We start from the raw sequence: 25,876 nt of genomic DNA on the forward strand, positions 1-25,876 counted from the left end.
AACACTGAGTAGGCTGCGGCTTTTTCTAACAAGTTTACATAACCTTTACATTTAATTAATACTGACTTCATAATCCCCTAGTACAATAAGAATTGTAGAAAACAATAACAATATGTACAGGGGGATTAAAGATGAAATCAAGATTTACGTTATTAACTGTAGTTATGTCGTTACTCGTAATTTTTACTGCTGCATGCGGAAATGGTAATGGAAGTGGAAGTGGAAGTGCTAGCTCAGGCGGCGATGATTCGAAGAAAGTAATGGTGGATGGTTCATCTACAGTATTCCCAATCATGGAAGCTGTTGCGGAAGAATATTCTGCAGCTAATCCAAATGTAAAAGCTACAATCGGTGTGTCAGGAACTGGCGGAGGATTTGAAAAGTTTATTGCTGGTGAAACAGATATTTCAAATGCATCAAGACCGATAAAAGAAGAAGAGAAGCAGGCACTTAAAGAAGCTGGAATCGAATATACAGAATTCAAAGTTGCACTTGACGGTTTATCAGTTGTTGTTAATAAAAAAAATGACTGGGTAGATCAACTAACAATAGAAGAATTAAACAAAATGTGGTCTGCTAGCAGTGATGTTGAAACGTGGGCTGATGTTCGAGAAGGATGGCCAGAGGAAGAAATAAAGTTCTTTAGTCCTGGTGCAGACTCCGGTACATTCGATTATTTTGACGAAGTAGTGCTGGACGGTGAACAAATACGTAAAGATGCATCATTATCAGAAGATGATAATGTACTAGTTCAAGGAGTAACTGGAACTAAGCATGCTATTGGATACTTTGGATATGCATATTATCTTGAAAATAAAGATGAATTAAAGGTTGTACCTATCGTTAACAAAGAAGGCGACGCTGTAAAACCAAGTGAGGAAACAGTACAGTCAGGTGAATATGAGCCTTTATCTCGTCCACTATATTTCTACGTAAAGCATAAGGCATTAGAAGATGAAACAGTATACGATTTCACGAAGTATTCATTGAAAAATGCAGGTGAAATGGCTAAAGCTGTTGGATATGTAGCACTACCTGACAATGTATATAAAGAACAACTTAACAAATTAGATGAAATAGCAGGTAAATAGTTAATTTATAATAAATAAATTAACTTGAGTGTGAGGAATGATCACTTGGATCATCTCCTCACATTCCTGTGTTTTTATATCGGGGAGGATCTTTCGTTATGTCAAAGTCAGTTCGAGATATGATAAAAGAAAATAAATCAAAAAGATCTTTACTGCAAGTTACTGAAAAGATTGCACCACTAATTTTTCTTTTATGTGCAACAATTTCTGTTTTAACGACTATAGGTATCGTTTTTACATTACTGGTTGAAACAGTGACCTTTTTTGAACGAGTATCATTCATAGAGTTTATCACCAGTAAAGAATGGTATCCATTTGCAGATGAAGCATCGACTTATGGTATTATCTCACTCATCTCTGGAACATTATTAATAACAGTTATAGCGATGCTGGTATCGATACCAATTGGATTAGCGTCAGCAATTTACTTGAGTGAATACGCTTCTGTGAAATCCAGAAAGGTAATAAAGCCCATACTTGAAGTTCTGGCAGGAGTTCCAACCATTGTTTACGGTTTTTTTGCCCTAACGTTTGTAACGCCTTTATTAAAAAACTTTATTCCAGAATTACCTATTTTTAATGCGCTTAGTCCAGGGATAGTTGTAGGAATTATGATCATTCCAATGATTGCCTCTTTATCTGAAGATGCCATGAGCTCCGTTCCAAATTCAATGCGTGAGGGAGCATTGGCTATGGGATCCACTAAGTTTGAAGTAGCTGTAAAAGTAGTTCTGCCGGCAGCTCTTTCAGGAATTATTGCTTCATTCGTGCTAGGAATTTCACGTGCTATCGGCGAAACGATGATTGTGGCAGTAGCAGCGGGTTCAACACCAAAGCTTACCTTAGACGCTACAGAATCTATTCAGACAATGACAGCTTATATTGTACAAGTCAGCCTGGGTGATGCTGGTTATGCATCAACTATCTATTATAGTATTTATGCGGTAGGAATGACGTTATTTGTTTTCACTTTGATAATGAATTTACTGGCACAATACATTTCTCGTCGCTTTAGGGAGGAATATTAATATGAGCCTGATTGATAAACAAGCTGTTAGAAATTCTACTGGTAGACGATTAACAAAAAATAAGATGGTTAAGTGGTTGTTTTTTCTGGCAACATTATTTGGAATTGTTGTTTTAGCAACACTGTTGTTTCGTGTGTTCACACAGGGTATAGAGTATTTGGATTGGGCGTTTCTAACCAGCTTTGCTTCGAGATTTCCGGAAGAAGCAGGGATAAAAGCAGCTATTTTTGGCTCGCTCTGGTTAATGGTTGTTACAGCACCAGTTTCATTGATTTTAGGTGTCGGAACTGCCATCTATCTAGAAGAATATGCTAAAAAAAATAAATTCACACGATTTATTCAAGTGAATATTTCCAATTTAGCTGGTGTGCCATCTATTGTTTTTGGTTTACTTGGATTAACCATCTTTGTGAGACTACTTGAAATGGGCAGAAGTATCATGGCAGGTGGTTTAACGATGAGTTTATTAATATTACCTATTATCGTAGTAGCTGCCCAAGAAGCTATACGATCGATCCCAAATGAACAATATGAAGCATCGTACGCAATGGGCGCTACGAAGTGGCAAACCATTCGCCGTGTTGTTTTACCCGCAGCAATTCCAGGTATTTTAACTGGTGGCATTCTTGCATTATCACGTGCAATTGGAGAAACGGCGCCATTGTTAATGATAGGTGCGCTGTCATTTATTGCTTTTCTGCCAGAAAATGTCTGGTCAGGATTCACAGTTATGCCAATCCAGATATTCAACTGGACGAGCAGACCGCAGGAAGAGTTCCAATTCGCGGCAGCAGCTGGCATTATTGTACTGCTCGTTATGCTTATCATTATGAATTCAATTGCAGTATTTATCCGAAATAAGTTTTCTAAAAGGTATTAAATAGGAGGCGTAAATAATGAGTAAAGTAGTAGAAGAAAAACGCGTGCCAATTATGGGTATGATCAATAATAAAAATAAGGACCCAAATGCTAAAACTATCTATTCAGTGAAGAATTTCAACTTGTGGTACGGTGAAAAGCAAGCGTTAAAAGAACTGGAATTTGATATACCAGCTAACCAAGTAACCGCAATTATTGGTCCTTCAGGTTGCGGGAAGTCAACTTTCATAAAAGCATTAAACCGAATGGTGGAACTTATTCCATCGGTAAATATGGCAGGGAGTATCGTTTACAAAGATAAGAATATTTTTGATCCGAAATATAAAGTGGAAGAGCTAAGAACGAATGTTGGTATGGTATTTCAAAAGCCTAATCCGTTTCCAAAATCCATCTATGAAAACGTGGCGTATGGGCCGAAGATACATGGTATTAAAAATAAAAAAACAATGAATGAGATTGTAGAAAAAAGTTTGAAAGGTGCTGCACTTTGGGACGAAGTTAAGGATCGATTAACTGAAAATGCATTTGGGTTGTCGGGCGGTCAGCAGCAGCGCTTATGTATTGCCAGATGTCTGGCAATTGAGCCAGATGTAATCCTAATGGATGAACCTACCTCAGCGCTAGATCCAATTTCAACATTAAAGGTAGAAGAATTAGTGCAAGAGCTAAAAAAGGAATACAGTATCATAATTGTTACGCACAACATGCAGCAGGCAGCTCGTATATCTGATAAAACTGCATTCTTTCTAAATGGAGAAGTTGTGGAATACAATGATACAGATCAACTTTTTTCAAACCCTACTGATAAACGCACAGAAGATTATATAACGGGCAGATTCGGATAGTAAATGGAGGTTTAAGTGATGACAAGAGAAAATTTTGAAGAACAATTACTGTCGTTAAAATCTGAATTAATGCAGCTTGGTGATCTAGCGAAACTTGCTATTGATCGATCTATAGATGCACTTGAGAGTCAGAATGCCGATATGGCGCTGCAGGTTATTGATGAAGATGCTAAAATCAACGCGCTGGAAGAGGAAATTAACGAAACTGCTACGTGGCTCATCGCAAAAGAGCAGCCACTAGCGTCTGATTTGCGAAAGATTATTGCAGTAATGAAAGTTACCACAGACATTGAACGAATTGGTGATTTAGCGGTAAATATTGCTAAATCAGTTATACGTATAGGTCAAAAAGAATTTGTGGAACCATTGGTGGAAATTCCACATATGGCGTCCATTACGCAAAAGATGATTGAGGATATACTTGTTGCATTTAATGATGAGGATATTTATAAGGCAAGAGACGTTGCCAACATGGATGACAAGGTAGATAAAATGTACGGTGGTCTTGTAGAAGAACTAATGGGAGTTATGGCCAAAAATCCTGAGTATATAACACAGGTTATTCAATTATCCTTCATTTGCAGATACTTGGAACGCGCTGCTGATCATGCTACAAACATCTCAGAAGCAATAATTTACCTTGTTAAAGGTAAAAGATACGATTTAAATAGTTAATAAATAAAGAGTACCGCATGAACTTTTCATGCGGTACTCTTTTTAAGCAGAAGTGTAAATACTTTCTTACAGCAAAAGTGCAACTAAGGCTTTCGCCATTGTGGCTAGGTGATAAGCCAAGTTTTCTAATTTGTGATCGTTTCAGCAACTTGATTCATTGTCATGTCAGATGTTAATTCAAATTCACCTATCTGAACATATTGACTGTAATCGTTCTGCTCCAGATAATCGTTAAATTCACTAGCGCTTTCTATAATACCATTATCTTCTAAAATAGAGCTAATTGAAGAAGATGCTAAACCTGGCTCGATAGTTAATGTATAAGTCTTTACTTCACTTTCTTGCTCTTTCTCTGGTTCTTTTTCAGGTTCTTTAGATTCCTCATTATCTTTATCTTTTGACTCGTCGTTGACAGAGAGTGAAATGTACTCATCCTGAGTCAGTACTTGCATTCCATTTTTTTCCAGATCTGTGATCATGTTTTCTTTAGACATAGTTGATTCTTCTTGATCTTTTTCAAAGTATAAAACAATTGCTAGAAATATAATACCAGCAGTGAAAAGGCCAATAGAGAACGCACGAACAGGTTGCTTCATAATTATCTCCTTACCAATAGTTTAATAGTTTCGTAAAATTGATTGTACGTCATATGTACTTAATTTTGTTAGTTCTGTGATTTCCTGTATGGAATATCCTTTTTCGTGTAACTGAATGATTTTCCGATCGGTCTCCGAAGAATTTTGTTGGTTTGGAAGCAGATCATCAGATAAATCATTTGTAAGCAATTCTTCTTCGAGTATTTTAATTTTCTTTTTCATTTGATACGTATCCTGCATTGTTGACATCGAATACTGTTCTAACTGATCTTCTAAATCCTTAAATCTATCATTCATTAAAAATGAAATAATAAATAAAACTACTGCTACTACTAAAATTGTCGATATAGCATAAATCATGTTGCGACCTCCATTTCATATACATTATTATTTATAACATAAATTTAGTCAATAAACCATTACCAAATCTAGGTTAAAGGTGCCATTTAGAAATATTTCCTGAACTTGATTGGAATTTGATCGAATAAGCGTGACGATTTATTTAGTTAATTTACTATGACCTTAAACATTGTATTTCATTATAGCCGAGTTTTCAATATTATCCGTATCGCATATAAAGTATTCGTATTCCAATTACTATTTATGGATGTATAATGTAATCATTAGGTGATAAAGATCTCTGGTTTGGAGAAAAGAAAAGTTAAACTTAACTATTTTTTGTAAATGATTCTTGAATGATTGCCCAATATCTGATATTATAATTAGGTCTGACATAAGATAAAATAATTCTAAGTGAGTTTTTATAGTTTGGAGGGAAAATCATGCGAGTAAATATAACATTAGCTTGTACTGAAACTGGTGAACGTAACTATATTACAACAAAAAATAAGCGTACGAACCCTGAGCGTATTGAACTTAAAAAATACTGCCCACGTTTAAAGAAACATACACTTCACCGTGAAACTAAATAATGATTCATGTTTGAATGTATGTCTAATAAACCCCTTATCTCGAATAGATAAGGGGTTTATTAGTATACTGCTTTATTCAGCAATAAAGAAAGGTGATTTGTTTGGATAAATCTCAATTGCGAAACAAAACTATTTTATATCTAAAATCTTTATCAAATGAAGAAAAAAAATCTACGGAATCTAAACTAACGGACCAATTAATTCATTCAAATATCTGGAAGAACGCAACTTCCATTGGAATAACTATTTCTCAGGGGTTTGAATGGGATACGAGGGAAATTATTGAATCAGCTTGGCGGCAGGGAAAACAAGTGTCTGTTCCAAAGTGTGAACCAGTAACTAAAGCACTACGTTTTTACGAATTTAAAACCTACGATCAGTTAGAAGTAGTATACTATAATTTAAAAGAACCAAATCCCATTAAATCAAAATTGATGGATAAGAATCAGATGGACTTACTTGTTGTACCAGGTCTGATATTCGATAAAAATAAGTTCAGAATTGGTTTCGGTGGCGGTTATTACGATCGATTTCTAACTGATTTTTCTCATACTACAGTCTCACTTTTAAGCAGGGAACAATTGGTGGACAAGATCCCAAAAGAAACATTCGATCTTCCGATAGACTATCTAATATCGGAAAATGAAATATATAAATAGGAGGTTCCAAAATGAGTTCAAATCGCTATTCTAGGCAGTTGTTATTTAGACCTATTCAACTGGAAGGACAGAAAAAGCTACAAAACAGCAGCGTCCTTATCGTAGGTGTAGGTGCTTTAGGAACAGTAATTTGTAATCATTTGGTACGCTCAGGTGTGGGGAAAATTCGTATTATTGATAGAGATTATGTAGAATTGTCAAATCTACAGCGACAAATGCTGTTTGATGAAGCGGATGTAGAGGATGCCTTACCTAAAGCAGTTGCCGCGAAAAATAAATTAGAGAAAATAAATAGCACAATAATTATAGAAGCAATTGTTGGCGATGTAACGGCAGAAAACGCAGAGGAACTAATGAGTGATATGGATGTAGTAATTGATGGCACAGATAACCTTTCAACCCGATTTATATTAAATGACAGCTGTTTCAAACATGATATTCCTTATTCATATGGTGGCGTAGTCAGTTCAAGAGGAATGAGTGCTTTTTTTATTCCAGGGAAAACACCTTGTCTCAGGTGTTTGGTCTCTGCAACAGCAGGTGAAGGGCAAACATGTGATACGGTTGGGGTTATATCTCCAGCGGTAGATATGGTCTCATCTTTACAGGTGACGGAAACAATGAAATACATAACAGATAATGAAGATGCATTAAGAAATACACTTCGTTCATTTGACATTTGGTATAACGAGCAATATGATATTAAGTTTGGGAAACCTAAAACAGATTGCCCTACCTGTCAAAAAAATGACTACCCAGCATTGAAAACAGATACATTGAATAAAGAAATTGTTCTATGTGGCAGAAAAACTGTGCAAATACATCAAAAATCATCGTTCCAATTAGAAAAATGGAAAGCAAAACTATCTACAGTAGCCCAGGTGAAACAAACGCCATTTTTGCTGAAGGCGGCTTTTAGTGAAGGGATCTCACTTGTATTATTTAAAGATGGTCGTGTTCTCGTCCAGGGAACAGAAGAAATAAGTACTGCAAGAATCTGGTATGACAGATATATTGGTTCGTAATGCATAAATATAAGAATCAAAGAAAAAATAAGAACACTATATAACAGAAATAGGGTGTTCATATGAGGATTATTTTAATATTTGGAGCTGTACTGTCAACGATGCTGGCTGCGTATAAATGGCGTTATAAAATAGTGAATATGCTCTTGGCAGTCAGTGTACTTCGAAAACTTGGTGTAATCATAACCATGAATATACCATCAATTAAAAATAAGTTTTTATCTAATCTCTTTAAAAAAAGTTCAATCGGATAGTTCAAACTTATAAACGAATTTGCTTCTGAACTGTTCAAAGAAGTCCTATCGTTCATAAAAGTAAGCAAGGTAGTTGTCAACATTGCAACTACCTTGTTTGCATGTTACGGATAAAAATAACAAGAAAATGTACACAAGTTTTGCTATGATAGTTAATAAGGAGGCAAATACATGTATGTCAATGAACAACATATTTTATATTCATTAGCTCAACAGCTGATCGAACAAGAAAACTATGAAATTTTGGATATGAATGAGAAAGCTGAAGAAATATGGCTAGAAAAGTACATGAATAAAACCTCTTTCGTCATACGATTAGTACATAAAGAATATTACTGGATGAATGATTTGAAAAAAGATATAGCATTAGCTTTTCAACGGACCAAAGCAATCAAGCGCATGTTAATTGGAAAACGAATAGAAGTGAAAAATGTATATATAGCTAAACTCCCTCCGGTTGGTGAATGGGAAGCACTAAAAAGACCAATGAAACTAAAGGATAGTAAACCTATTAAAATGCAGGTATATTATCTAGAAGAAACGGATCTAGATGCGGAAAAAGACCGGTTGAATCACAATGAAAATTTTTCATTAGAACTAAACAGCAGAGATCTTTCTGTAGAGGAAAAAGCTGCAGAACTTAATTTTTTTATTCATAAACTAACTAATCAACTTAATACGAAAAAAAGGGAAATTAAAGATACTTTTTCCTATGGAAAACCATTTTTAACCTATGTATTGCTATTTATTAATATTTTATTATTTGCCTTTCTCGAACTAAATGGTGGAAGTACTTCTACTGAAACGCTTATAAAATACGGTGCCAAGTATAATCCAGCAATCTTAGAAGGTGAATGGTGGAGAATCCTATCATCCATGTTTCTTCATATTGGTCTGTTGCATTTATTTATGAATATGCTGGCTTTGTATTACCTAGGTACTACTGTTGAACGAATATATGGTTCAATCCGCTTTTTTATAATCTATCTTTTAGCTGGTCTTGGTGGTGGACTGGCAAGCTTTGCATTCACCTCAAGTGTATCAGCTGGAGCTTCTGGAGCGTTATTTGGTTTGTTTGGATCCTTATTATTTTTTGGAGTAATGAACAAAAAATTGTTCTTCCAAACAATGGGGAAAGGTATTCTTATTTTAATAGGGTTTAATTTAATTGTAGGGTTTACTATTCCTCAGATTGATAATGGTGCACATATCGGCGGATTGATTACGGGATTTATTGCATCTGTTATCGTATCTTTACCGAAAAAAAAGAAGGTAACGTATCAGGTTCTTGCTTTTATTATTTATCTAGTAATCGCGAGTTGCTTACTGATTTATGGCGTACATCAAACAGCAACAAGTGCAATTTATCAGCTAGAGATAATTGAAGAATTGCTGGAGGATAAAAAATATGCGGAAGTGGTCACACACGCCACAAAGGGGTTAGATAACCCGGACAATCATACGCAAGCTCTATTGTTTCAACGATCTTACGCTTATATAGAACTTGGAGACACAAGTTTAGCTATTGAGGATCTTGAAAAAATCACAAAAAGTGATAATGAAATGCCTGAAGTTTACTATAACCTGGCGCTATTGTATGAACAGAAAGGAGAAGCAAGTAAAGCTTCTCGTGCTGCTGAGGAAGCCTATAAGTTAAAACCAGACGATAAGGCATATACTAATTTATTCAAGCGGCTAACTGGTAAAGAGTAAACTCCTTGGACGATAATTCGTCGAAGGAGTTTTTTAAGGATATTGTTGGATAAGCCTTTCTTTTTTCCCGTTTATTTCGAATAAAATGTACAGCAGCTTCTTTTCTTTTTCGAACAGAATTAACGGAACATAACTGCGTACTTGTTTTTCCTCATATGTAACTGGAACAATATAATTTTTATATAACCCCTCCCACAATTGGCCGATGATTTGTTTGGTTTGTTTATTTGAAGTACCAGGTAATTTTTCCGTATTGTATTTAATTAACCCAGTTAACGGTACTATGAGGTAATCCTCTTTATTAATTTGAAAGTGGTTTAATATTTCATCCCAATGATAGTTCAGTTTTTGATTAACCTCACCTGTCAAACTAATTTTCCAAATAATCTCCTGTTCTGTACCAGGGTTTTTAAAAGAATGAAATCCAGAGCTATCTTTGACCACAAATAACTCATCATAACTCATTTTCTGGATACTTTTGATTGTTTGATCAGGATAATGGATTTCCCCGTGATGATAGGAAATCGCCTGAGAATAACTTGGGGCATTCGCTGGAACCATTTTACTTAATTTAATAGCATTTTCATCTTCCCGCCATTTAGTTGATGCTCCTATTAATTTACCATTATTAAATAGTAACGATACGTCCTGCCTTAAATATAACTTCTTATCACTTTTCGACTGGGAGTTCCAATCAATAGAATAGTTCATCCCAGAATTCGGTTTATTGAAATCAAGATTTGTCTGAGCTTCAGTTAACTGTGTTTGTTCATCTATTGGAAAAAAGCTGATACTGGGAATCGTGTTAATTTTTGCCTGATATAAGAAGAACAGAATGATGCTTAATATGGAGAGAATAACAGCAACGGTAAGTTTTTTCATGCTTTCATCCTTTTTTAAAGAGAGTTTGTCTTATTAAGGTTTATGAGCTGCTAAAAGTAAATATGCATAGGAAAGATTTATATGAACAAGATAAAAGAAATAAGTTCTAATAAAAATTTGGGGTGCAGCAATGGAAACTAAAAAACAACCTCTCTTTCCTACCTATCAGGAGAACGTAGATTACCTTCATCAACATTTAGGGGTGGATGAAAGTTTTGATGTTATCCATTTAAATTTAGAGTACGCTGGACGCAAGATGTCGCTGTTCTTAATAGATGGATTTGCTAAAGACAAAATATTACATTACATCATGAAGTTATTTTCCAGACTTGAAGCTAAAGATTTAGAACCGGATCCATTAAACAAGTTACTAAAAACGTATATTCCTTACATAGAACTTGGTCACAATAAAGATTTAAATAAAACGATTGAATTAGTTTTAGGTGGTCCTACTGCATTAGTAGTAGAAGGTATCGATGAAGTTATTATGATTGATGCACGTACGTATCCAGTTAGAGCCCCCGCTGAACCAGATTTAGAGCGGGTAGTAAGAGGTTCTCGTGACGGATACGTAGAAACTATTATATTCAATACAGCCTTAACTCGACGCAGAGTTCGTGATAAGTCTTTACGAATGGAATATTTACAAATTGGCAGAAGGTCGAAAACGGACATTGCCTTGTGTTATATCAGTGATATTGCCGATTTGAAACGGGTAAAAAAGTTAAGGGAATCATTGAGCATGATTGATACGGACGGGTTACCTATGGCAGAAAAGTCAATAGAAGAGTTTCTTAGTGGACGTCACTGGAATCCATACCCAACTGTTCGATATACCGAAAGACCTGATACCGCAGCCGCGCATCTATTCGAAGGACATATATTAATTATCATTGATGGTTCGCCAAGTGTGATGATTACACCCGCCACATATTGGCACCATTTGCAGCATGCTGAAGAATATAGACAAAAACCTCTAGTTGGAGCCTATTTAAGGTTGGTTCGTTTTATAGCCGTAATGGCATCGTTAATTATCCTGCCTCTTTATTATATATTTTCTACAGATCCATCGTTGTTACCCGGTAACCTGGACTTTATTGGTCCAGCAGAAAAAGGTGAACTGCCATTATTCATCCAATTTCTAATTGCAGAAATAGGAGTTGATATGCTGCGAATGGCGTCCATTCATGTTCCCTCATCACTTGGGACAGCGCTTGGACTTGTGGCTGCAATATTAATGGGGCAGGTGGCAGTGGAAGTTGGAGTATTTTCAAATGAGGTCGTATTGTATATAGCAATTGCTGTAATAGGCACATATACTACTCCCAGTTATGAACTGAGTATGGCAAATCGGTTAGTCCGTATGCTTCTGTTAGTTGTAACGGCGGCTTTTGGTGTTATAGGTTATGTAATTGGTATTACAATTTGGATTTTACATCTCGTTCGCACAAAATCATATGATATTGCATACTTTTGGCCATTTTTACCTTTCTCCTATCGAGCATTTCGTGATATTTTAATCCGAACACCAATTCCATTAAAAAATAGAAGACCTACATTCCTTAACCCTCAAGACCCGGATAAGTAAGATTACCAGGTGTTGAGGTATTTTGGTTTCATGGTATAATACAAAGGTTATAGTTGCAAAAATAAAAAATATATTAAATCTATGGTGATATATATGAAAACTGTTTATGATGTAAGACAATTACTTAAGCGATTTGGAACGTTTATTTACATTGGAGATCGGTTATCTGATCTTGATTTAATGCGTGATGAAGTAAAGGAACTTTACCAGAATAAATTTATTACTGTACATGAATACCAGATGGCTACTTTAGTTCTGAAGCAGGAAGCAAGAAAAATACAGAAATAAAAGGGTGATTAAGAGTAATGGAAAATGTTTTAATCGGTGTAGATATTGGTGGTACAACTATTAAAATTGGTTTTATAACAACCGAGGGATCAATTATTGAAAAATATGAAATACCAACCGACACCACGCGAAACGGCGTTCAGATTATTCCGGATATCGCAAATTCAATAAATGAAAAAATTAACCTACTTGAAATTAATAAAGATAGTATTCAGGGAATCGGTGCTGGTGCACCAGGTTTTATAGTTGGCGAATCAGGAATTGTTGAAGAGGGCGTTAATATTGGCTGGAAAAAGGTATTTCTAGGCAAGGAACTAAGCGAGCAGGCTCAATTACCGGTTTTTGTTGAAAATGATGCAAACTTAGCTGCGCTTGGTGAAAACTGGATGGGATCAGGCAATAAAGCAGATAATTTCGTTGCAGTAACACTTGGCACTGGTGTCGGCGGTGGCATTATAGCAAATGGACAATTAATAAGCGGGGTAAATGGGACTGCCGGCGAGATTGGTCATATTACAGTAGATAAGAATGGCCACAACTGCAATTGTGGGAAAAATGGCTGTTTGGAAACGGTTGCATCCGCGACTGGTATAGCAAGGCAGGCTATGAAAATAATCGAGCAGAAACCCTTGAGTAATCTAGCTGGCCACTTTAAAGAATTTGGTACTGTTACATCAAAAGATGTATTTGACTTAGCGCAAGAGGGCGATGAGGACTGTATCCAAATTATTACTAGAACGGGTGATGTTCTTGGTATTGTTCTATCCAATATTGCGACTATCATAAATCCATCTAAAATAGTCATTGGGGGTGGAGTATCTAAAGCAGGTAAGCCTTTATTGGATGCGATTAAGCATTCTTTCCGTGAATATGCTTTAAAAAGACTAAATGATGTCTGTACGATAGATACTGCTCAGTTAGGAAATGATGCAGGAATTTATGGGGCAGCGTATCTAGTTCTACAGAAAATAAACAATAAATCTAATTAACTACTAAAATATAAATTAAGTGAAACTTTTTCTTTTTAATTTCGTCATATAGTGTAGATGTAAATAATATAAATGGTTTGTAAATTTTAGATTGGGGAATTTACAAAAGTTATAAAATGTTTTTCAACAGAAAGTGTTTTTGTAGGAGGAAACAGTAATGAATATAAAACAAACTAAAATTCCATTATATATAATTGCTGCACTGTTATTTGGGTTGAAAACGTATATTGTCTACCGATTTTTCTTTAATATTGATTTAGAAAATTCAATGCAGGAACTTATTTTGTTGATCAATCCGTTTGTATCAGCATTTTTAGTATTTGCTGTAAGTGTATGGTTTAAGAAAGAACAGCGACAAATGAAGTTTATAAGGTATACTGCTTTATTGGGCACGATGATAATTTTCCTGAATCTTGTATTTTACCGTTCATTTACAGATTTCATTACGATACCCCAGTTATTTCAAGCGAGTAATGCGGGAGATTTAGGTAGCAGTATTTTATCGTTGATTGAATTTTATGATGTATTAATATTTCTAGATGTTGCACTGATTTGGTATCTGAGTAAAAAGAAATCCGTTTCGTTGAAAGTGAACTATCTGAAAAGAGGTAAAGTTTTCGCTCTTGCCATGTCATTAATGCTATTGGCAGGAAACTTTTTTCTAGCTGAGATGGAACGACCTCAACTATTCACACGTGCTTTTGACCGGGAGTATTTAGTTAAAAATATAGGTTTGTTCAACTATCATATTTATGATTTGGCAGTTCACTCAAAAGTAAAAACACAAAGGGTCTTTGCTGATGGCAATGAATTGCCGGAAATTAAAGATTATATAAAAGCAGAGGTCAAAAGTAACGAGAAGTCTGAAATGTTTGGAGCTGCAAAGGGAAAAAACGTAATTTTTATTTCTGCTGAATCAGTTCAAAATTTCGTCATCAACAATGAAGTGAATGGAGAAGAGATTACTCCTTTTTTAAACAGCTTGACTGAAGATGAAGACACTTATTATTTTAATAACTTCTATCATCAGACAGAGCAGGGGAAGACATCTGACTCTGAGTTTCTAATGGAAAATTCATTATATCCGTTACCACGCGGAGCTGTGTTTTTCACGCATGGACAAAATGAATATCGAGCTTTGCCTGAGTTAGTAAAAGAGGAAGGTTATAATTCCAGTGTGTTTCATTCAAATGACAAAAGTTTCTGGAATCGTGATCAAATGTACGATAGCTTGGGTTATGATCATTTTTATGGTGAAGAAGCCTATGAAGTTACGGAAGAAAATTCAATTGGCTGGGGTTTAAAGGATAAACCATTCTTTGAGCAATCGATTAAGTATCTGCAAACAATCGAGCAACCCTTCTATACTAAGTTTATTACACTCACCAATCATTTTCCATTTCATTTAAGTGAAGAAGACAGTTCAATTGAACCATATAATTCGGGTTCAAGCACGTTAAATAATTACTTCCCAACAGTTCGTTATACAGATGAAGCGATAGAACAATTTTTCCAGCAGTTAAAAGATGCTGGATTGTATGAGGATTCTATTATTGTTATCATGGGCGACCATTATGGAATAAGTGAAAGCCATAATAAAGCAATGAGTCAATATCTTGGAAAAGAAGAGATTACTCCTTATGATCATGTTCAGTTGCAACGTGTGCCGTTCTTTGTTCATATACCAGGTGATGGAAATGGTAAGGTGATGTCAGAGGTTTCTGGTCAAATTGATATTAAACCAACACTATTGAATTTGTTAGGAATTAAAGCAGAAGACGATATTCAATTTGGAAATCGATTATTTATAGATGACCGAAAAGGATATATCGCTTTAAGAAATGGAGACTATATAAGTGAAGATTATGTCTCTACAAGCGGTATTTGTTATGATAGAGAAACAGGTGAACCTTTAAATAAAGAAGAAGAGGAAGGCAGCTCATCTGCAGAGACTGAAAATCCTTGTTCCGATTTAAAAAGCAAAGTAGAAAAAGAACTTAGTTATTCAGATGAATTAATTTATGGAGATCTCTTCAGATTTATTAATTTTGAAAAAAAGAATTAAATAGTTGAACTAAAAAGAGCTGATTCAAAAGAATCAGCTCTTTTACTACACGTAAGGAAATATAAATGTTTAGAGGAAATGCACGTATAATTGAAAACACGAGAAAATAAAAAGCTAACTTCAAAAGTTAGCTTCATCTAATTTATGAACTTATACTATGAATAATTGTCATAACCGAAAAGAAACCGAAAGCCAGAACGGATACTGCTGAGAAACCAAGAGCAAATAAGTTTTTAGCTTTCAATTGTTTGACTGTTGATAATACACTAAGTATGGTAACGATAAATAATAGAATTCCTAGAGCCATTTTAGTTTATCCTCCTTCAAAATTCCGTGCGTTATAATAATTGCTATTGGAATTACGTTTATATTATTATGTAACTAAACCTCAACTCTTATTTATTTTATAGCAAATAAGCCTATTTGTCGAGGATTTTTGATGTCATTTTACTAACTTATCAAAGTCGAGGAAGGATAATTCTAAATGAAAATTGAAAGTATGTCACTTGGTCCACTTGGTACCAATTGTTACATTATTTATAATGGAGAGGACGCTTTAATAATTGATCCTGGTGGGGATGAAGAAGTTGTAGTTGAGTTTCTGAAGGATAAATCCTGTACCCCTAAAGCCATTTTATTAACACATGCTCATTTTGATCATATTGGTGCAGTGGATTACTTGAGAAAAGAGTATAACATTGAAGTTTATTTGCACCAGAATGAAAAAGAATGGTTGTCTGAACCAAATCTAAACGGATCCATTTCGTTCACTCAAAATCCTATTTCAATAGAGCCGCCTGAAAAGGAGCTATCAGAGGGATACCTGCAGATTGAATCATTTTCTTTTGAAGTACTATTTACACCTGGACATTCACCTGGAAGTGTTTGTTTTGTTTTTGAAGATCTCGGTTTTGTTATTGGTGGAGATGTATTGTTCAAGCACGGAGTCGGTCGGACAGATTTGCCTGGAGGTAGTATGGAAGTATTAATGGAAAGTATAAGTGAAAAACTGTATAAACTAAATGATTCCATGATTGTATACCCTGGACATGGACCATCAACTACTATTAGTAATGAAAAAAGAGTAAATCCATTTGTAAAAGGATAAATAAAAAAACCCTGCATTCAACGTATGTAAGCAGGGTTTTTTTATTTTGTCTAACTCTTGCGCCAAGCGACTAATGGATTACATCGCTAAATGGGCGAGTACGATTTTCTTAGTGCCCGAATCCGGGTACTAGTATAAAGTTTGAATACCATGTAAAACCAACCATAAATACAGTACAATAAGCTCCGAATAAGTACATATACATGCGCTCAGATAATTTTAAGTAACTTACTGTAAGGAAAAATACCGTTTGAACCAGGAATAGTAATGCAGTGTTGTTCATGTCACCAATCACAAACATTACAGTGAAAATCGCTGTCCAAAAGGCAAGCACACGAAACATTCGATCCATGCCTTCCCCTCCTTTAGATATCCTTATCATAGTTATTATAAACGACAATCTAGATATTGTAAATAAAACATATAAAACAAATGCTAATTTGTTAACTCAAGCAGTAATTAGTCTGACCTTAAAGTTACGGTTTATGCAATTGTGTCGGTAAACTTATAAAATCAGTAATTACCAGAAGTTTATTATCAAGCGTATTCACTGAAAATTTCACCTTAAATGTGTCAGAGGACTGAAGTTGATACTCAATACTTACTTCTCCATCCGGTAACTTATAGCTTGTAGTGCCGCTTTCCTGATTTAATGTATCTAGAGCTGCAAGAAATTTTGTATGTCCAATCTGATAAAGTGTATCGATCTTAATTTGTGCTATCTCATTTTTGGTAATGATCATCTCGTTTTTATATATAGCTATATTTGTTCCAGTAAATAAAATCAAAAGAGCAGCCACAAATAAAGTGAGTGGAAGGATAAAACCTTGCTCATTATGGATAAAAGTTGAATTTTTTTTCATAGACTGCTCCATTCAAAGTAGTGATTGTTACTTTTACACCATATGATATTTTTTCAAATGACATGTCACTAACGTTTCGAAGGAAAACCTCGTGTCCAGCGCCATCAACTTGACGTCGAATTAAGTTTTCATATTTCTGATAGGTAACAGTTGTGTCGTCTGTTGCATCCAACGACAAAGCCTGGTTTTCAATTATGAATTCATTTGAGCGTAGTATATCGTCACGCATAAAATGAAAAAATTGATAAAAGGATAAGTCTGTGTAATTAGAAGGGTTGTTTAGTGATTTTGTTACATATTCGAGAAAAGGTACAGTAATGAACAAAATAGCGAGTGTGAGAAGCATGGACAGCAAAGTAAATCCTCGTTGATTATTCAGGAAATCCAAACAAGCATGACTTCTCTTGTTTTTGTTTAACATTTCTCCAGTTGACACATCCTTTTAACAATCCATTTTCTTGTTCAAAATGAAAATACAAATCATGGTTTAGCATAGTTTTGTTGTAGTCAATAGGTATAACTAGATCTGAGTTTTTAATATGTTGTTGTAACTCACCATATAGAATCTCTGTAAAGGTAATTTGTTCAGATAACTTTCTTTGCTCTTTCGTTATCTGAATAGTTATCGGAAAGACTGTCACAATCAGCATGATAACAATTCCAAACGCAACAAGGACTTCTATTAATGAAAAACCGTTATTGTTTTTCAATATAACACCTTCCTTTGCCAAGGGGAAAAACAATAGTATAGGTTGATCTTTTTGTTACCAGCTGGATTGTTCCAGGTTGACGAATCGTTCCATTTTGATTGAAAGAAATGATCCCAGATTGTATAGTCCTCCGATTAATTACCCAGCCTTTAGGGATACTCCGACTGAGGAACAGATCACCCTGATGACGACCAATAATTACATAGGTATCGGTTTTTATTTCCATCCTGAAATTTTCAGCGGATAAATAGGATATACTTTGCATAAACAATAAATCATTTTCAAATGTGGTCAGAAATTGTTTTTCCTTCTGATTATCAATAATAGATGTTTTTATCGGTGGACTAAGTAAAATACATACGGCTAGAACACCCAGTACAAGAATCATCTCAATCAATGTAAATCCATTTTTATTTTGCATTATTTATCACGCTGCTATGGAGCTGTGACAACATTTGAATTTAGCAGTAGTACCTTATTATTGGAACAGGTTGTTTGCTCTTCAGTAATATAGTCATCTGTAACCAGTTCATCAAGAGTTAGAGGATAGGTTCCTTTATCAAGATAATAAGACTCAACCTGAGTTTGAACTACTTTAACAAGTGCATCGCAACCCTGATCATAAACCCCTTTACTCTTCTCGCTTAAATTTGGGATGATTAAGATAATCAATACTGAAATAATCATTAGTACAATTAGCATTTCAATAAGAGTAAAACCTTTTTGATTTTTAAACATTATAAAACCTCCATTAAATTGTTTTGATTAATTGAAACATTGGCCACATTAGCGTGGTATAAATTAAAACGATAAATCCTGCTAAAATAACAAAAAATATAGGCTGAATGTACGTGATAACTTTAGTGACTTTCCGATTTAGCTCTTCTGTTATGATTCCTGCATAAACAGTTAGGTCCTTTTCAAGTGAAGAAGTATCCGAATTCTTTTGAAATATATGTGCAATCTGTTTCTCAAATAAAAACGTTTGGGATATTAGATGATTAATGTGATTCCCCTTATTCAATTCCTTTATCATTAATGACGTAATATGGGAAATCAGGGGGAGCTGAGATTGGCTGGCCATAATTGTCAAAATGTCTTTGAATGACATACCTGTTTTTAATAAGGAGCTGAAGTGTGTCGCGAACAGGAAGGAAGTTTGCAATCGCTTATAACTCCGATAAATAGGTATATGCTGGTATATCCTGATTTGTCTAACTACACTTATTTTTTGTCTAAATGCTTTCCAAAAGATAAGGAGAAAAAGTAATGTACTTAAACTAATCCATAGTAACGTACCGAAAACGTTAATAATTTGAAGCGATAAGGTTACGGTTGAAGAGGTAGCAGCATTAGCGGAAAACAGGTCAGCAAAGGAAGGGAGGATAGAACTTTTAATGAAATACAGAAGAATGGAGAAGATGATAAGCAATAGAAGTGGATAACGAATGGTTTTCTTAAATTTGGATGTGAACTCCAGGCGTTGCGTATACATTTCCATACACTTTTCAATACTTGCTTGAAGATCACCATTAGCTCTGACAAAATATAAATAAGAAGTTATAGTAGGGTTAAATGAAGCATCAGAAAACGCCTGATCAAGTGTATGTCCTTCTTTTAAAGTTTGTATGATGATTTTAGTGGGCTCAATCATATGACGGTCCCATTTCATAACTTCAAGAGCATCCAATAAACTATAACCAGTTTTTAATAACCTGAGAAGACGCGATAGGTATAATAACTGGATTTCATTAGGCAGTTTGTTTCGTTTAGTGTGAGAGAAAAAGTTCCTTAGATATAAATCCATACAAATATGCTTTCCTCCTTAAATCTTCAAAGGATTGAAATGCTGATAATTTCGTATCTTTTCCTCCTAATGATTGTTCGAGTAATTGACCATCTAACAATTCGAGAATTGCTGCTCGTCGTGAGATAGATTGATTCGCTTTTATCGGTAACAGCTGTAATGCTGCTACAGCAATAAGGGATTGTTGTAAATCAGTAATTGTTAAACCCATTTCCAGTAGTCGATGAATGGTTCCTTCTGCGTTTTTAGCGTGAAGCGTACTTAAAACAAGATGTCCAGTAAGCGAAGCATCAAACGCAAATTTGGCAGTTTCTTTGTCGCGAATTTCTCCAACCATAATAATATCGGGATCGTGTCTTAAAGCAGCTTTCAAACCGGCTTGATATGTTATGCCTGCTTTTTCGTTCACTTGAACTTGTAATATGTTCGATATTTCTTTTTCAACGGGATCCTCTAAGGTGATGGTTTGGTATGATTCTTCTTCAAGAATAGTTTGAAGTAAAGCGTACAATGTAGTGGTCTTGCCACTTCCAGTTGGCCCAGTAAACAGAATGATACCAGATCGGTTTTTAATCCATTCTTTTATTTTTCTCAGCTGGTATGGGAAAAGAAAAAGCTCTTCGAGGGTTAAGATTGTGTCTTGTGGTAAAATTCTAATAGCGAGGCTTTCCATATGGTTTACTGGAAGTGTAGATAAGCGAAGGGCGAAATGCTGAGAATCATCACTATAGGAAATGATACCATTTTGTGGTTTTCTTATTTCTCCGATATCCATTCCGGAGGTAAATTTGTAATAAGTGAGTAACAGCTGGTAATGGGAAGCAGGAATGCTGCAATGAAAAACACGCTTTCCAAGAATTCGGAAATAAATATCAGTGTGATTTGGAAATGGATAAAAGTGGATATCTGATGCTAATGCATGAAAAGAAGATAAGAGAAGTTTTTTAGAGAGGTCTGCTGCGGATATCAATGACGTATCACCTCCTTATTTTTCGCAACGAATTATTATATTCGACACTGCATTGGTTTTTCCTTCTTTTTTCGCAAAAAAAAATTTAGGGGGTATTAATAAATGACAAATATATACTTGATTGGGTTTATGGGGAGCGGAAAAAGTTCTGTAGGAAAGCATTTAAGTGGACTTTTGGAGCTTGCTTTTGTTGATACAGATTTGCTCATTAAAGATCAAACAAATAAAAAGATTGCTGACATTTTTGCTCTTGAAGGTGAGTCTAAATTTCGTGAATACGAAACTGAGGCATTAGCTAGTCTGCCGACAAAAAGTTGTGTGGTTGCCACAGGCGGTGGAATCGTTGAAACACCTGCAAATGTGGAGCAAATGAAGAAGTCAGGCAAGATCGTATTGCTGGATACTTCATTTCTGACAATTAGTGAGCGATTAGAAGCAGATCGAACTCGTCCTTTGTGGAATCAAAAAAAGAGCAGTCAGAAAAAGCTTTATGTTAAACGAATGGAGCTCTATCGTACATTTGCAAATATTATCGTTTCTACAGATGGTCAATCAATTGAACATATAGCAAACGAGATTAGAAGCAGGCTGGAAAATGAATAAATACCATTTATTATCCCATACTATTTGTAAGAGGTGGTATGATGAGTGGAAACGAATATATAAAATATCTAACAGGTCGATTCATTTCGTATTTGGATTCATCTAATGAAGAAAGAAATAATCGAAAAATGAAGAAGAAAAAAACACAAGACGTAATTTCTAACAGATGGTTAGGAATGCTCCCCTTAGCCATAAAAGTATTCTGGAAGAAAGCAAATTAGTAGCTGATTATTGACAACAGCTACTAATTTTTTTTTTGCAGATAAGACTTGGCGAAAAGCTAAGTTTTCTAAGATTAAAAGTCCTCCTTTAAATAAAATATCCCACCATTAATAACATGATACGTAACTTTTGGCGTATATCTTTCTTTCACAGCATCAATTTCTTTTTGCATATGGTCGTAATTTGCAGCTTCATCAGTGCTGTCTGTATAAAAATGGTTAATCAGCTGCATTTCTTCCTGCAGGGTGTGCAGAGCCTCATCTGCCCATGTATGAGTCTGATTGTTTATATAATCATCAAGTACAGTTTCAATTCGTGTAAAACCGCTCTCCATTTTAATAATTGGAGCAATCGTATAACAATAATCATCAATAACAGGTTTTAATTTAATACGTTCCAGCAGCGACATCATATCTTTATACATCAATCCATTTATGAGATGTAATCCTAATGAGATTATTTCATCTTTATTTTGTTTGCCCTGATAACTTATCTTAATATTGACTACTAACCAGGGAAACAATGGTGACTTTATAATGGACCCATCCGATTGAAAAAGTTTTGTAAATCGTTCATTGTCTGTGACACTCTTAAGAATCTGCTGGAGTCTTGGACTGCCAAAATGAATCCAGTCTCCCTTTTCCTCACGTTTATTTGGATTCGTTATCAATGTAAGTGTGGTCGTTTCTCCTTCTCTGCCCATTTTATTCATATAATGCCAATAAAATGGTCGATTCATTAGACTCTTATCAATTTCTTCGGTTAATTTTACTTGAAGAACGCCTTCTTTATTAAGTTGTATCTGACAATTGTGGGCAGTAAAATAATCTTGAAGAAAAGAATTAAGGTTTTCAATTGCCATATTGTTGTTCCTCCTCGACTTGAGCGTGTGCCGACCTGTTCTCAATAATAGAGGACAGGTTATTTAATTTAATTCTTGTCTCTCCGGCAGAGGAGGATTCTGAAAATATGGTTTTGATTTCTTCTTCCACGTCTTGAATGTTTAATTCGGCTAGGATAGCATCAAGGTTTCCTATTACACGTTCAAACAAGTTAATTTTTTCATACAACAGGTTCATAATATGCTCCTCCAGCGTACCGCTAATTGCTAAATTATGAATAAACACATCACTTTCCTGCCCATATCGATGGATGCGTCCTATTCGCTGCTCTAATCGCATTGGGTTCCAAGGAAGATCATAGTTAATTAAATGGTGGCAGAATTGCAGGTTAATTCCTTCACCGCCTGCTTCAGTAGCAATCAAAACTTGTGCATGGTTCTGAAATAACTGCTTCATCCAGTCTTTTTTCCCCCTTTTAAATCCCCCGCGAAATGGTACGGAAGAAATACCGTTTTGTTGTAAGATCCATTGTAAGTAAAGCTGAGTTGAACGATATTCCGTGAATATAATCACTTTCTCACCATTGAGTTCTTTCACAATCTCTAATAATTTTTCTGCTTTACTATGGTGTGGTAATTGTTCAATTTTTGTCAATAACGACTCAAAACCGCTAATATGTGGTGATTTCTCATACATTTTTTTCAATGATAAGTAACATGCTTCTCTTGAAGAGCAAAATTCTCTTTGTAATGTAATCTTTGTGAATCCGGGTAATTGTGCAGATAAACGTTCTAGCTCCTCGTAAACGATTCTTTCATCATCTGAAAAAGGCAGCCATACCGTTTTAATATGGCGCTTTACTGTGTTTAGCTCCGTATTCGTTCGCGTGTTTCGTACCATAACGTGTTGAATCAATTGTTTTAAATACTTATCTTCTTTAATTTTCTTTCGATCTGTTCCATATCGCTGCAGGAATTCTTCATAATTTCCTAAATACCCTGGTTTCAGTATGGAAACCAGATTAAATATATCTGATAATTTATTTTGGACTGGAGTAGCTGTTAATAAGAGGCAGTATTTTTTCTTTAATGAACGAACGAATTCATAGTTTTGAGTTTTATGGTTTTTTAATTTGTGTGCCTCATCAATTAAGATAAAGTCAAAGTTCAGATCGGAAATAATTTCGCGGTGTGGTGATCGTTTTGCTGTATCAATAGAAGATACAATTATATCGCACTGATCCCAGGCATAATTTTTCCTGAAAGAAACTGCTGGTATATAAAACTTTTCATTCAGTTCCTGAACCCACTGATTGACTAACGAAGCGGGAACTAGGATGAGAACTTTTTGGATTAAACCTCGAACCATGTACTCCTTTAAAATAATACCTGCTTCAATTGTCTTACCTAAACCTACTTCATCAGCTAGAATTGCCCGTCCGTTCATTTGTTCGATAACTTGTTTTGCACAGTCAAGCTGATGGGGAAGAAACGTTACATGTGGTACATATTTCAACGCACGTAATTCAGTGAATGTAGGAGTCATGGTAGTTAACTCAGCCTGGTAAGCCATTTGAAATAATTCCCATGATGAGAAAGGACCATTTTGTTCCAAAGTTTGATGTAGATCTTTAATAAAATTCTTATCTTTTTCGATATGTATATGCTTCATCCAAATCTTCCTTTTTAAGAGTTATGTTAGATACAAAAAAATCGACATGCAGCAGGAATTTCTTACACAAATTATGTGAAATTTTATATTTAATCTAAGCAATAGTATGCTATAATGAAAAAAATAAATAGAATTTTCGCAGGTAATGGTACTTAGTATAACCAACTATTACTTATTTCATAAAGCGAATGAATACAAGGGGAGAGTTTGCTGTTAGTCTTACTATCAGTGACGCCGAAGGAGCAAACATATTGTGAATCTCTCAGGCAAATAGACTCTTGTAGGACGCAACTCTGGAGAGTGTTTACTTAGGTATGTTCAAAAGTGAACCACCAACGAAGCAAGCATTTTCAGGATGAAATGTCTGTAGAATGCGCAACTTTCTGGTTTAAGGACAGAGATTTCCAACTGTAAGTGGAAATCTCTATTTTTTTATGTTTAAAAAAGGAGTGAATTAAATGAGCGATTTATTAAAAACACCTTTATTCCCGGTGTATAAGGAATCCGGCGCAAAAACAGTTGATTTCGGTGGATGGGATCTGCCTGTACAATTTTCCGGTATTAAGCACGAACATGAAGTTACACGTACGAAAGCTGGTTTGTTTGATGTCTCACATATGGGTGAAATCATCGTAGAGGGAGAAGGCAGCCTGGATTTCCTCCAGCGTTTATTGACAAATGATGTTTCGAAGTTAACTCCAAAACGTGCACAATATACCATTATGTGTTACGAAAATGGGGGAACTGTAGATGATTTAATTGTTTACATGCTCGAAGAAAAAAAATATTTATTAGTCGTTAATGCAGCAAATACAGAAAAAGATTTTGAATGGATAAAAGATCAAACTATAGAAAATGTAAAGGTTTCGAATGTTTCAAAGGAATATGTACAACTTGCTCTGCAAGGTCCTAAAGCTGAAACTGTACTGCAAAAGCTTACAGATACAAATTTAAGTGAGATTAAATTCTTTAGATTTGAAAACTCTGTACAATTTAAAGGCATTGACGCAGGAGCAATCGTTTCACGAACTGGCTACACTGGTGAAGATGGCTTTGAAATTTATATTGATTCTGCAAGCGGAGTAGATTTATGGAAATCGATTTTAGAAGCAGGAAAAGAAGATGGTGTCGAACCAATTGGGTTAGGAGCACGTGATACACTGCGATTTGAAGCTAATTTAGCTTTATATGGACAGGAATTATCAAAGGACATCACTCCAATTGAAGCTGGTCTTGGTTTTGCTGTAAAAGTTAATAAAGAGTCAGACTTTAATGGGAAAAGCGTTCTAAAGCAACAAGTTGAAAATGGTCCTGATCGAAAGCTTGTTGGAATTGAAATGATTGATAAAGGAATTCCAAGACATGGTTACGAGGTCACTGCTGAGGGTGATGAAATAGGATTTGTAACTTCCGGTACTCAGTCCCCGACGTTAAATAAAAATGTAGGATTAGTGTTAGTGAAAAGTGAATTTGCTAAAGAAGGTACAGAAGTTGTCGTACAGGTACGCAAACGTAAACTGGCTGCAAAAGTAGTCAAAACACCATTTTATAAACGGGAAAAATAGGAGGGA

Annotated in this window: 32 protein-coding genes and 1 riboswitch; of the genes, 18 read left to right on the forward strand and 14 right to left on the reverse strand. The window is 35.1% G+C overall.

The window, feature by feature from the left end; genetic code table 11:
- Positions 1 to 131: 131 nt before the first annotated feature.
- The 5 genes from VBD025_RS10645 to phoU all read left to right on the forward strand — a co-directional run bounded on the left by VBD025_RS10645 (position 132) and on the right by phoU (position 4,518).
- The gene (locus VBD025_RS10645; RefSeq protein WP_430785246.1) at positions 132 to 1,091 is read left to right on the forward strand and encodes a PstS family phosphate ABC transporter substrate-binding protein; all 960 of its coding nucleotides are present in this window, start codon (positions 132 to 134) and stop codon (positions 1,089 to 1,091) included.
- A gap of 98 nt (positions 1,092 to 1,189) precedes the next feature.
- Positions 1,190 to 2,119: a phosphate ABC transporter permease subunit PstC gene (gene pstC, locus VBD025_RS10650; RefSeq protein WP_430785248.1), complete on the forward strand. Its 930-nt coding sequence runs from the start codon at positions 1,190 to 1,192 to the stop codon at positions 2,117 to 2,119.
- A gap of 1 nt (position 2,120) precedes the next feature.
- Entirely contained in the window at positions 2,121 to 2,999 is an 879-nt protein-coding gene (gene pstA / locus VBD025_RS10655) for a phosphate ABC transporter permease PstA (RefSeq protein ID WP_430785250.1), read from the forward strand.
- 58 nt (positions 3,000 to 3,057) lie between these two features.
- Positions 3,058 to 3,843 carry a phosphate ABC transporter ATP-binding protein PstB gene (gene pstB, locus VBD025_RS10660; RefSeq protein ID WP_430791362.1) on the forward strand — a complete coding sequence of 262 codons (786 nt, stop codon included), beginning with the start codon at positions 3,058 to 3,060 and terminating at the stop codon, positions 3,841 to 3,843.
- 18 nt (positions 3,844 to 3,861) lie between these two features.
- On the forward strand, positions 3,862 to 4,518 hold the full coding sequence (phoU, locus tag VBD025_RS10665; RefSeq protein ID WP_430785252.1) for a phosphate signaling complex protein PhoU: 657 nt from the start codon (positions 3,862 to 3,864) through the stop codon (positions 4,516 to 4,518).
- A gap of 125 nt (positions 4,519 to 4,643) precedes the next feature.
- Here the strand turns inward: phoU and VBD025_RS10670 are convergent, their stop codons facing one another.
- Positions 4,644 to 5,114, reverse strand: a complete 471-nt coding sequence (locus VBD025_RS10670) for a hypothetical protein (protein WP_430785254.1) — start codon at positions 5,112 to 5,114, stop codon at positions 4,644 to 4,646.
- A 21-nt stretch (positions 5,115 to 5,135) separates the two neighbouring features.
- Positions 5,136 to 5,474, reverse strand: a complete 339-nt coding sequence (locus VBD025_RS10675; protein ID WP_430785256.1) for a hypothetical protein — start codon at positions 5,472 to 5,474, stop codon at positions 5,136 to 5,138.
- Positions 5,475 to 5,896: 422 nt separating this feature from the next.
- Here VBD025_RS10675 and rpmG point away from each other — a divergent pair, with 422 nt between their 5' ends.
- The 5 genes from rpmG (at position 5,897) to VBD025_RS10700 (ending at position 9,697) form a co-directional block, all read left to right on the forward strand.
- Entirely contained in the window at positions 5,897 to 6,046 is a 150-nt protein-coding gene (gene rpmG, locus VBD025_RS10680; protein WP_430785258.1) for a 50S ribosomal protein L33, read from the forward strand.
- A gap of 92 nt (positions 6,047 to 6,138) precedes the next feature.
- Entirely contained in the window at positions 6,139 to 6,705 is a 567-nt protein-coding gene (locus VBD025_RS10685; protein WP_430785260.1) for a 5-formyltetrahydrofolate cyclo-ligase, read from the forward strand.
- Between the two features lie 11 nt (positions 6,706 to 6,716).
- Positions 6,717 to 7,730, forward strand: coding sequence for a ThiF family adenylyltransferase (locus VBD025_RS10690; protein ID WP_430785262.1), 1,014 nt, complete (start codon positions 6,717 to 6,719; stop codon positions 7,728 to 7,730).
- Positions 7,731 to 7,792: 62 nt separating this feature from the next.
- On the forward strand, positions 7,793 to 7,984 hold the full coding sequence (locus VBD025_RS10695; protein WP_430785264.1) for a hypothetical protein: 192 nt from the start codon (positions 7,793 to 7,795) through the stop codon (positions 7,982 to 7,984).
- A gap of 171 nt (positions 7,985 to 8,155) precedes the next feature.
- On the forward strand, positions 8,156 to 9,697 hold the full coding sequence (locus VBD025_RS10700; RefSeq protein WP_430785266.1) for a rhomboid family intramembrane serine protease: 1,542 nt from the start codon (positions 8,156 to 8,158) through the stop codon (positions 9,695 to 9,697).
- A 33-nt stretch (positions 9,698 to 9,730) separates the two neighbouring features.
- Here the strand turns inward: VBD025_RS10700 and VBD025_RS10705 are convergent, their stop codons facing one another.
- Positions 9,731 to 10,579 (reverse strand): hypothetical protein, encoded by an 849-nt coding sequence (locus tag VBD025_RS10705; RefSeq protein WP_430785268.1) that lies wholly within the window; start codon positions 10,577 to 10,579, stop codon positions 9,731 to 9,733.
- A 130-nt stretch (positions 10,580 to 10,709) separates the two neighbouring features.
- Here VBD025_RS10705 and VBD025_RS10710 point away from each other — a divergent pair, with 130 nt between their 5' ends.
- From VBD025_RS10710 to VBD025_RS10725, 4 genes are all read left to right on the forward strand, one after another.
- A complete protein-coding gene (locus VBD025_RS10710) occupies positions 10,710 to 12,167 on the forward strand; it encodes a spore germination protein (protein ID WP_430785270.1) in 1,458 nt (485 codons plus the stop codon).
- A gap of 93 nt (positions 12,168 to 12,260) precedes the next feature.
- Positions 12,261 to 12,455, forward strand: coding sequence for a YqgQ family protein (locus tag VBD025_RS10715; protein WP_430785272.1), 195 nt, complete (start codon positions 12,261 to 12,263; stop codon positions 12,453 to 12,455).
- A 17-nt stretch (positions 12,456 to 12,472) separates the two neighbouring features.
- Positions 12,473 to 13,444 (forward strand): ROK family glucokinase, encoded by a 972-nt coding sequence (locus tag VBD025_RS10720; RefSeq protein ID WP_430785274.1) that lies wholly within the window; start codon positions 12,473 to 12,475, stop codon positions 13,442 to 13,444.
- A 157-nt stretch (positions 13,445 to 13,601) separates the two neighbouring features.
- Positions 13,602 to 15,509: an LTA synthase family protein gene (locus VBD025_RS10725; RefSeq protein WP_430785276.1), complete on the forward strand. Its 1,908-nt coding sequence runs from the start codon at positions 13,602 to 13,604 to the stop codon at positions 15,507 to 15,509.
- 142 nt (positions 15,510 to 15,651) lie between these two features.
- On the opposite strand, the gene VBD025_RS10730 is transcribed toward VBD025_RS10725, so the two are convergent.
- Positions 15,652 to 15,816 carry a DUF2759 family protein gene (locus tag VBD025_RS10730; protein ID WP_430785278.1) on the reverse strand — a complete coding sequence of 55 codons (165 nt, stop codon included), beginning with the start codon at positions 15,814 to 15,816 and terminating at the stop codon, positions 15,652 to 15,654.
- 177 nt (positions 15,817 to 15,993) lie between these two features.
- Between VBD025_RS10730 and VBD025_RS10735 the strand changes: the two genes are divergently transcribed.
- Positions 15,994 to 16,617: an MBL fold metallo-hydrolase gene (locus VBD025_RS10735; protein WP_430785280.1), complete on the forward strand. Its 624-nt coding sequence runs from the start codon at positions 15,994 to 15,996 to the stop codon at positions 16,615 to 16,617.
- Positions 16,618 to 16,726: 109 nt separating this feature from the next.
- Here the strand turns inward: VBD025_RS10735 and VBD025_RS10740 are convergent, their stop codons facing one another.
- The 8 genes from VBD025_RS10740 to comGA all read right to left on the reverse strand — a co-directional run bounded on the left by VBD025_RS10740 (position 16,727) and on the right by comGA (position 20,967).
- Entirely contained in the window at positions 16,727 to 16,969 is a 243-nt protein-coding gene (locus VBD025_RS10740) for a DUF2626 domain-containing protein (protein ID WP_430785282.1), read from the reverse strand.
- A 124-nt stretch (positions 16,970 to 17,093) separates the two neighbouring features.
- Positions 17,094 to 17,480, reverse strand: coding sequence for a hypothetical protein (locus tag VBD025_RS10745; RefSeq protein ID WP_430785284.1), 387 nt, complete (start codon positions 17,478 to 17,480; stop codon positions 17,094 to 17,096).
- The gene (gene comGF, locus VBD025_RS10750) at positions 17,452 to 17,901 is read right to left on the reverse strand and encodes a competence type IV pilus minor pilin ComGF (protein ID WP_430785286.1); all 450 of its coding nucleotides are present in this window, start codon (positions 17,899 to 17,901) and stop codon (positions 17,452 to 17,454) included. Before comGF ends, VBD025_RS10745 begins: the two co-directional genes overlap by 29 nt.
- Entirely contained in the window at positions 17,852 to 18,190 is a 339-nt protein-coding gene (locus VBD025_RS10755; RefSeq protein WP_430785288.1) for a type II secretion system protein, read from the reverse strand. Before VBD025_RS10755 ends, comGF begins: the two co-directional genes overlap by 50 nt.
- Positions 18,177 to 18,611 carry a competence type IV pilus minor pilin ComGD gene (comGD, locus tag VBD025_RS10760; protein WP_430785290.1) on the reverse strand — a complete coding sequence of 145 codons (435 nt, stop codon included), beginning with the start codon at positions 18,609 to 18,611 and terminating at the stop codon, positions 18,177 to 18,179. The genes VBD025_RS10755 and comGD overlap by 14 nt, the downstream gene beginning before the upstream one ends.
- 14 nt (positions 18,612 to 18,625) lie before the next feature.
- The gene (gene comGC / locus VBD025_RS10765; protein WP_430785292.1) at positions 18,626 to 18,928 is read right to left on the reverse strand and encodes a competence type IV pilus major pilin ComGC; all 303 of its coding nucleotides are present in this window, start codon (positions 18,926 to 18,928) and stop codon (positions 18,626 to 18,628) included.
- 13 nt (positions 18,929 to 18,941) lie between these two features.
- Positions 18,942 to 19,997: a competence type IV pilus assembly protein ComGB gene (gene comGB, locus VBD025_RS10770; protein ID WP_430785294.1), complete on the reverse strand. Its 1,056-nt coding sequence runs from the start codon at positions 19,995 to 19,997 to the stop codon at positions 18,942 to 18,944.
- The gene (comGA, locus tag VBD025_RS10775) at positions 19,960 to 20,967 is read right to left on the reverse strand and encodes a competence type IV pilus ATPase ComGA (RefSeq protein WP_430785296.1); all 1,008 of its coding nucleotides are present in this window, start codon (positions 20,965 to 20,967) and stop codon (positions 19,960 to 19,962) included. Before comGA ends, comGB begins: the two co-directional genes overlap by 38 nt.
- Before the next feature lie 102 nt (positions 20,968 to 21,069).
- On the opposite strand from comGA, the gene VBD025_RS10780 reads away from it, so the two are divergent.
- Both VBD025_RS10780 and VBD025_RS10785 read left to right on the forward strand, forming a co-directional pair.
- Positions 21,070 to 21,570 (forward strand): shikimate kinase, encoded by a 501-nt coding sequence (locus VBD025_RS10780; RefSeq protein WP_430785298.1) that lies wholly within the window; start codon positions 21,070 to 21,072, stop codon positions 21,568 to 21,570.
- 41 nt (positions 21,571 to 21,611) lie between these two features.
- Positions 21,612 to 21,791, forward strand: a complete 180-nt coding sequence (locus VBD025_RS10785; protein WP_430785300.1) for a YqzE family protein — start codon at positions 21,612 to 21,614, stop codon at positions 21,789 to 21,791.
- 74 nt (positions 21,792 to 21,865) lie between these two features.
- Here VBD025_RS10785 and VBD025_RS10790 read toward each other — a convergent pair whose 3' ends face one another.
- Entirely contained in the window at positions 21,866 to 22,654 is a 789-nt protein-coding gene (locus tag VBD025_RS10790) for a YqhG family protein (RefSeq protein ID WP_430785302.1), read from the reverse strand.
- Entirely contained in the window at positions 22,644 to 24,305 is a 1,662-nt protein-coding gene (locus VBD025_RS10795; protein WP_430785304.1) for a DEAD/DEAH box helicase, read from the reverse strand. The genes VBD025_RS10790 and VBD025_RS10795 overlap by 11 nt, the downstream gene beginning before the upstream one ends.
- 188 nt (positions 24,306 to 24,493) lie before the next feature.
- Positions 24,494 to 24,593: riboswitch (glycine riboswitch) on the forward strand.
- Positions 24,594 to 24,763: 170 nt separating this feature from the next.
- Between VBD025_RS10795 and gcvT the strand changes: the two genes are divergently transcribed.
- Positions 24,764 to 25,870 (forward strand): glycine cleavage system aminomethyltransferase GcvT, encoded by a 1,107-nt coding sequence (gene gcvT, locus VBD025_RS10800; RefSeq protein WP_430785306.1) that lies wholly within the window; start codon positions 24,764 to 24,766, stop codon positions 25,868 to 25,870.
- The last annotated feature ends 6 nt before the right edge of the window (positions 25,871 to 25,876 follow it).

It is taken from the genome of Virgibacillus flavescens (assembly GCF_050574275.1).
Classification (GTDB): domain Bacteria; phylum Bacillota; class Bacilli; order Bacillales; family Amphibacillaceae; genus Virgibacillus_F; species Virgibacillus_F flavescens.

Coding starts and splice junctions, on each gene's coding strand:
- VBD025_RS10645 (WP_430785246.1), top strand. CDS start 132: ATGAAATCAAGATTTACGTTATTAACTGTAGTTATGTCGTTACTCGTA.
- pstC (WP_430785248.1), top strand. CDS start 1,190: ATGTCAAAGTCAGTTCGAGATATGATAAAAGAAAATAAATCAAAAAGA.
- pstA (WP_430785250.1), top strand. CDS start 2,121: ATGAGCCTGATTGATAAACAAGCTGTTAGAAATTCTACTGGTAGACGA.
- pstB (WP_430791362.1), top strand. CDS start 3,058: ATGATCAATAATAAAAATAAGGACCCAAATGCTAAAACTATCTATTCA.
- phoU (WP_430785252.1), top strand. CDS start 3,862: ATGACAAGAGAAAATTTTGAAGAACAATTACTGTCGTTAAAATCTGAA.
- VBD025_RS10670 (WP_430785254.1), bottom strand. CDS start 5,114: ATGAAGCAACCTGTTCGTGCGTTCTCTATTGGCCTTTTCACTGCTGGT.
- VBD025_RS10675 (WP_430785256.1), bottom strand. CDS start 5,474: ATGATTTATGCTATATCGACAATTTTAGTAGTAGCAGTAGTTTTATTT.
- rpmG (WP_430785258.1), top strand. CDS start 5,897: ATGCGAGTAAATATAACATTAGCTTGTACTGAAACTGGTGAACGTAAC.
- VBD025_RS10690 (WP_430785262.1), top strand. CDS start 6,717: ATGAGTTCAAATCGCTATTCTAGGCAGTTGTTATTTAGACCTATTCAA.
- VBD025_RS10695 (WP_430785264.1), top strand. CDS start 7,793: ATGAGGATTATTTTAATATTTGGAGCTGTACTGTCAACGATGCTGGCT.
- VBD025_RS10700 (WP_430785266.1), top strand. CDS start 8,156: ATGTATGTCAATGAACAACATATTTTATATTCATTAGCTCAACAGCTG.
- VBD025_RS10705 (WP_430785268.1), bottom strand. CDS start 10,579: ATGAAAAAACTTACCGTTGCTGTTATTCTCTCCATATTAAGCATCATT.
- VBD025_RS10710 (WP_430785270.1), top strand. CDS start 10,710: ATGGAAACTAAAAAACAACCTCTCTTTCCTACCTATCAGGAGAACGTA.
- VBD025_RS10715 (WP_430785272.1), top strand. CDS start 12,261: ATGAAAACTGTTTATGATGTAAGACAATTACTTAAGCGATTTGGAACG.
- VBD025_RS10720 (WP_430785274.1), top strand. CDS start 12,473: ATGGAAAATGTTTTAATCGGTGTAGATATTGGTGGTACAACTATTAAA.
- VBD025_RS10725 (WP_430785276.1), top strand. CDS start 13,602: ATGAATATAAAACAAACTAAAATTCCATTATATATAATTGCTGCACTG.
- VBD025_RS10730 (WP_430785278.1), bottom strand. CDS start 15,816: ATGGCTCTAGGAATTCTATTATTTATCGTTACCATACTTAGTGTATTA.
- VBD025_RS10735 (WP_430785280.1), top strand. CDS start 15,994: ATGAAAATTGAAAGTATGTCACTTGGTCCACTTGGTACCAATTGTTAC.
- VBD025_RS10740 (WP_430785282.1), bottom strand. CDS start 16,969: ATGGATCGAATGTTTCGTGTGCTTGCCTTTTGGACAGCGATTTTCACT.
- VBD025_RS10745 (WP_430785284.1), bottom strand. CDS start 17,480: ATGAAAAAAAATTCAACTTTTATCCATAATGAGCAAGGTTTTATCCTT.
- comGF (WP_430785286.1), bottom strand. CDS start 17,901: ATGTTAAACAAAAACAAGAGAAGTCATGCTTGTTTGGATTTCCTGAAT.
- comGD (WP_430785290.1), bottom strand. CDS start 18,611: ATGCAAAATAAAAATGGATTTACATTGATTGAGATGATTCTTGTACTG.
- comGC (WP_430785292.1), bottom strand. CDS start 18,928: ATGTTTAAAAATCAAAAAGGTTTTACTCTTATTGAAATGCTAATTGTA.
- comGB (WP_430785294.1), bottom strand. CDS start 19,997: ATGGATTTATATCTAAGGAACTTTTTCTCTCACACTAAACGAAACAAA.
- VBD025_RS10780 (WP_430785298.1), top strand. CDS start 21,070: ATGACAAATATATACTTGATTGGGTTTATGGGGAGCGGAAAAAGTTCT.
- VBD025_RS10785 (WP_430785300.1), top strand. CDS start 21,612: ATGAGTGGAAACGAATATATAAAATATCTAACAGGTCGATTCATTTCG.
- VBD025_RS10790 (WP_430785302.1), bottom strand. CDS start 22,654: ATGGCAATTGAAAACCTTAATTCTTTTCTTCAAGATTATTTTACTGCC.
- VBD025_RS10795 (WP_430785304.1), bottom strand. CDS start 24,305: ATGAAGCATATACATATCGAAAAAGATAAGAATTTTATTAAAGATCTA.
- gcvT (WP_430785306.1), top strand. CDS start 24,764: ATGAGCGATTTATTAAAAACACCTTTATTCCCGGTGTATAAGGAATCC.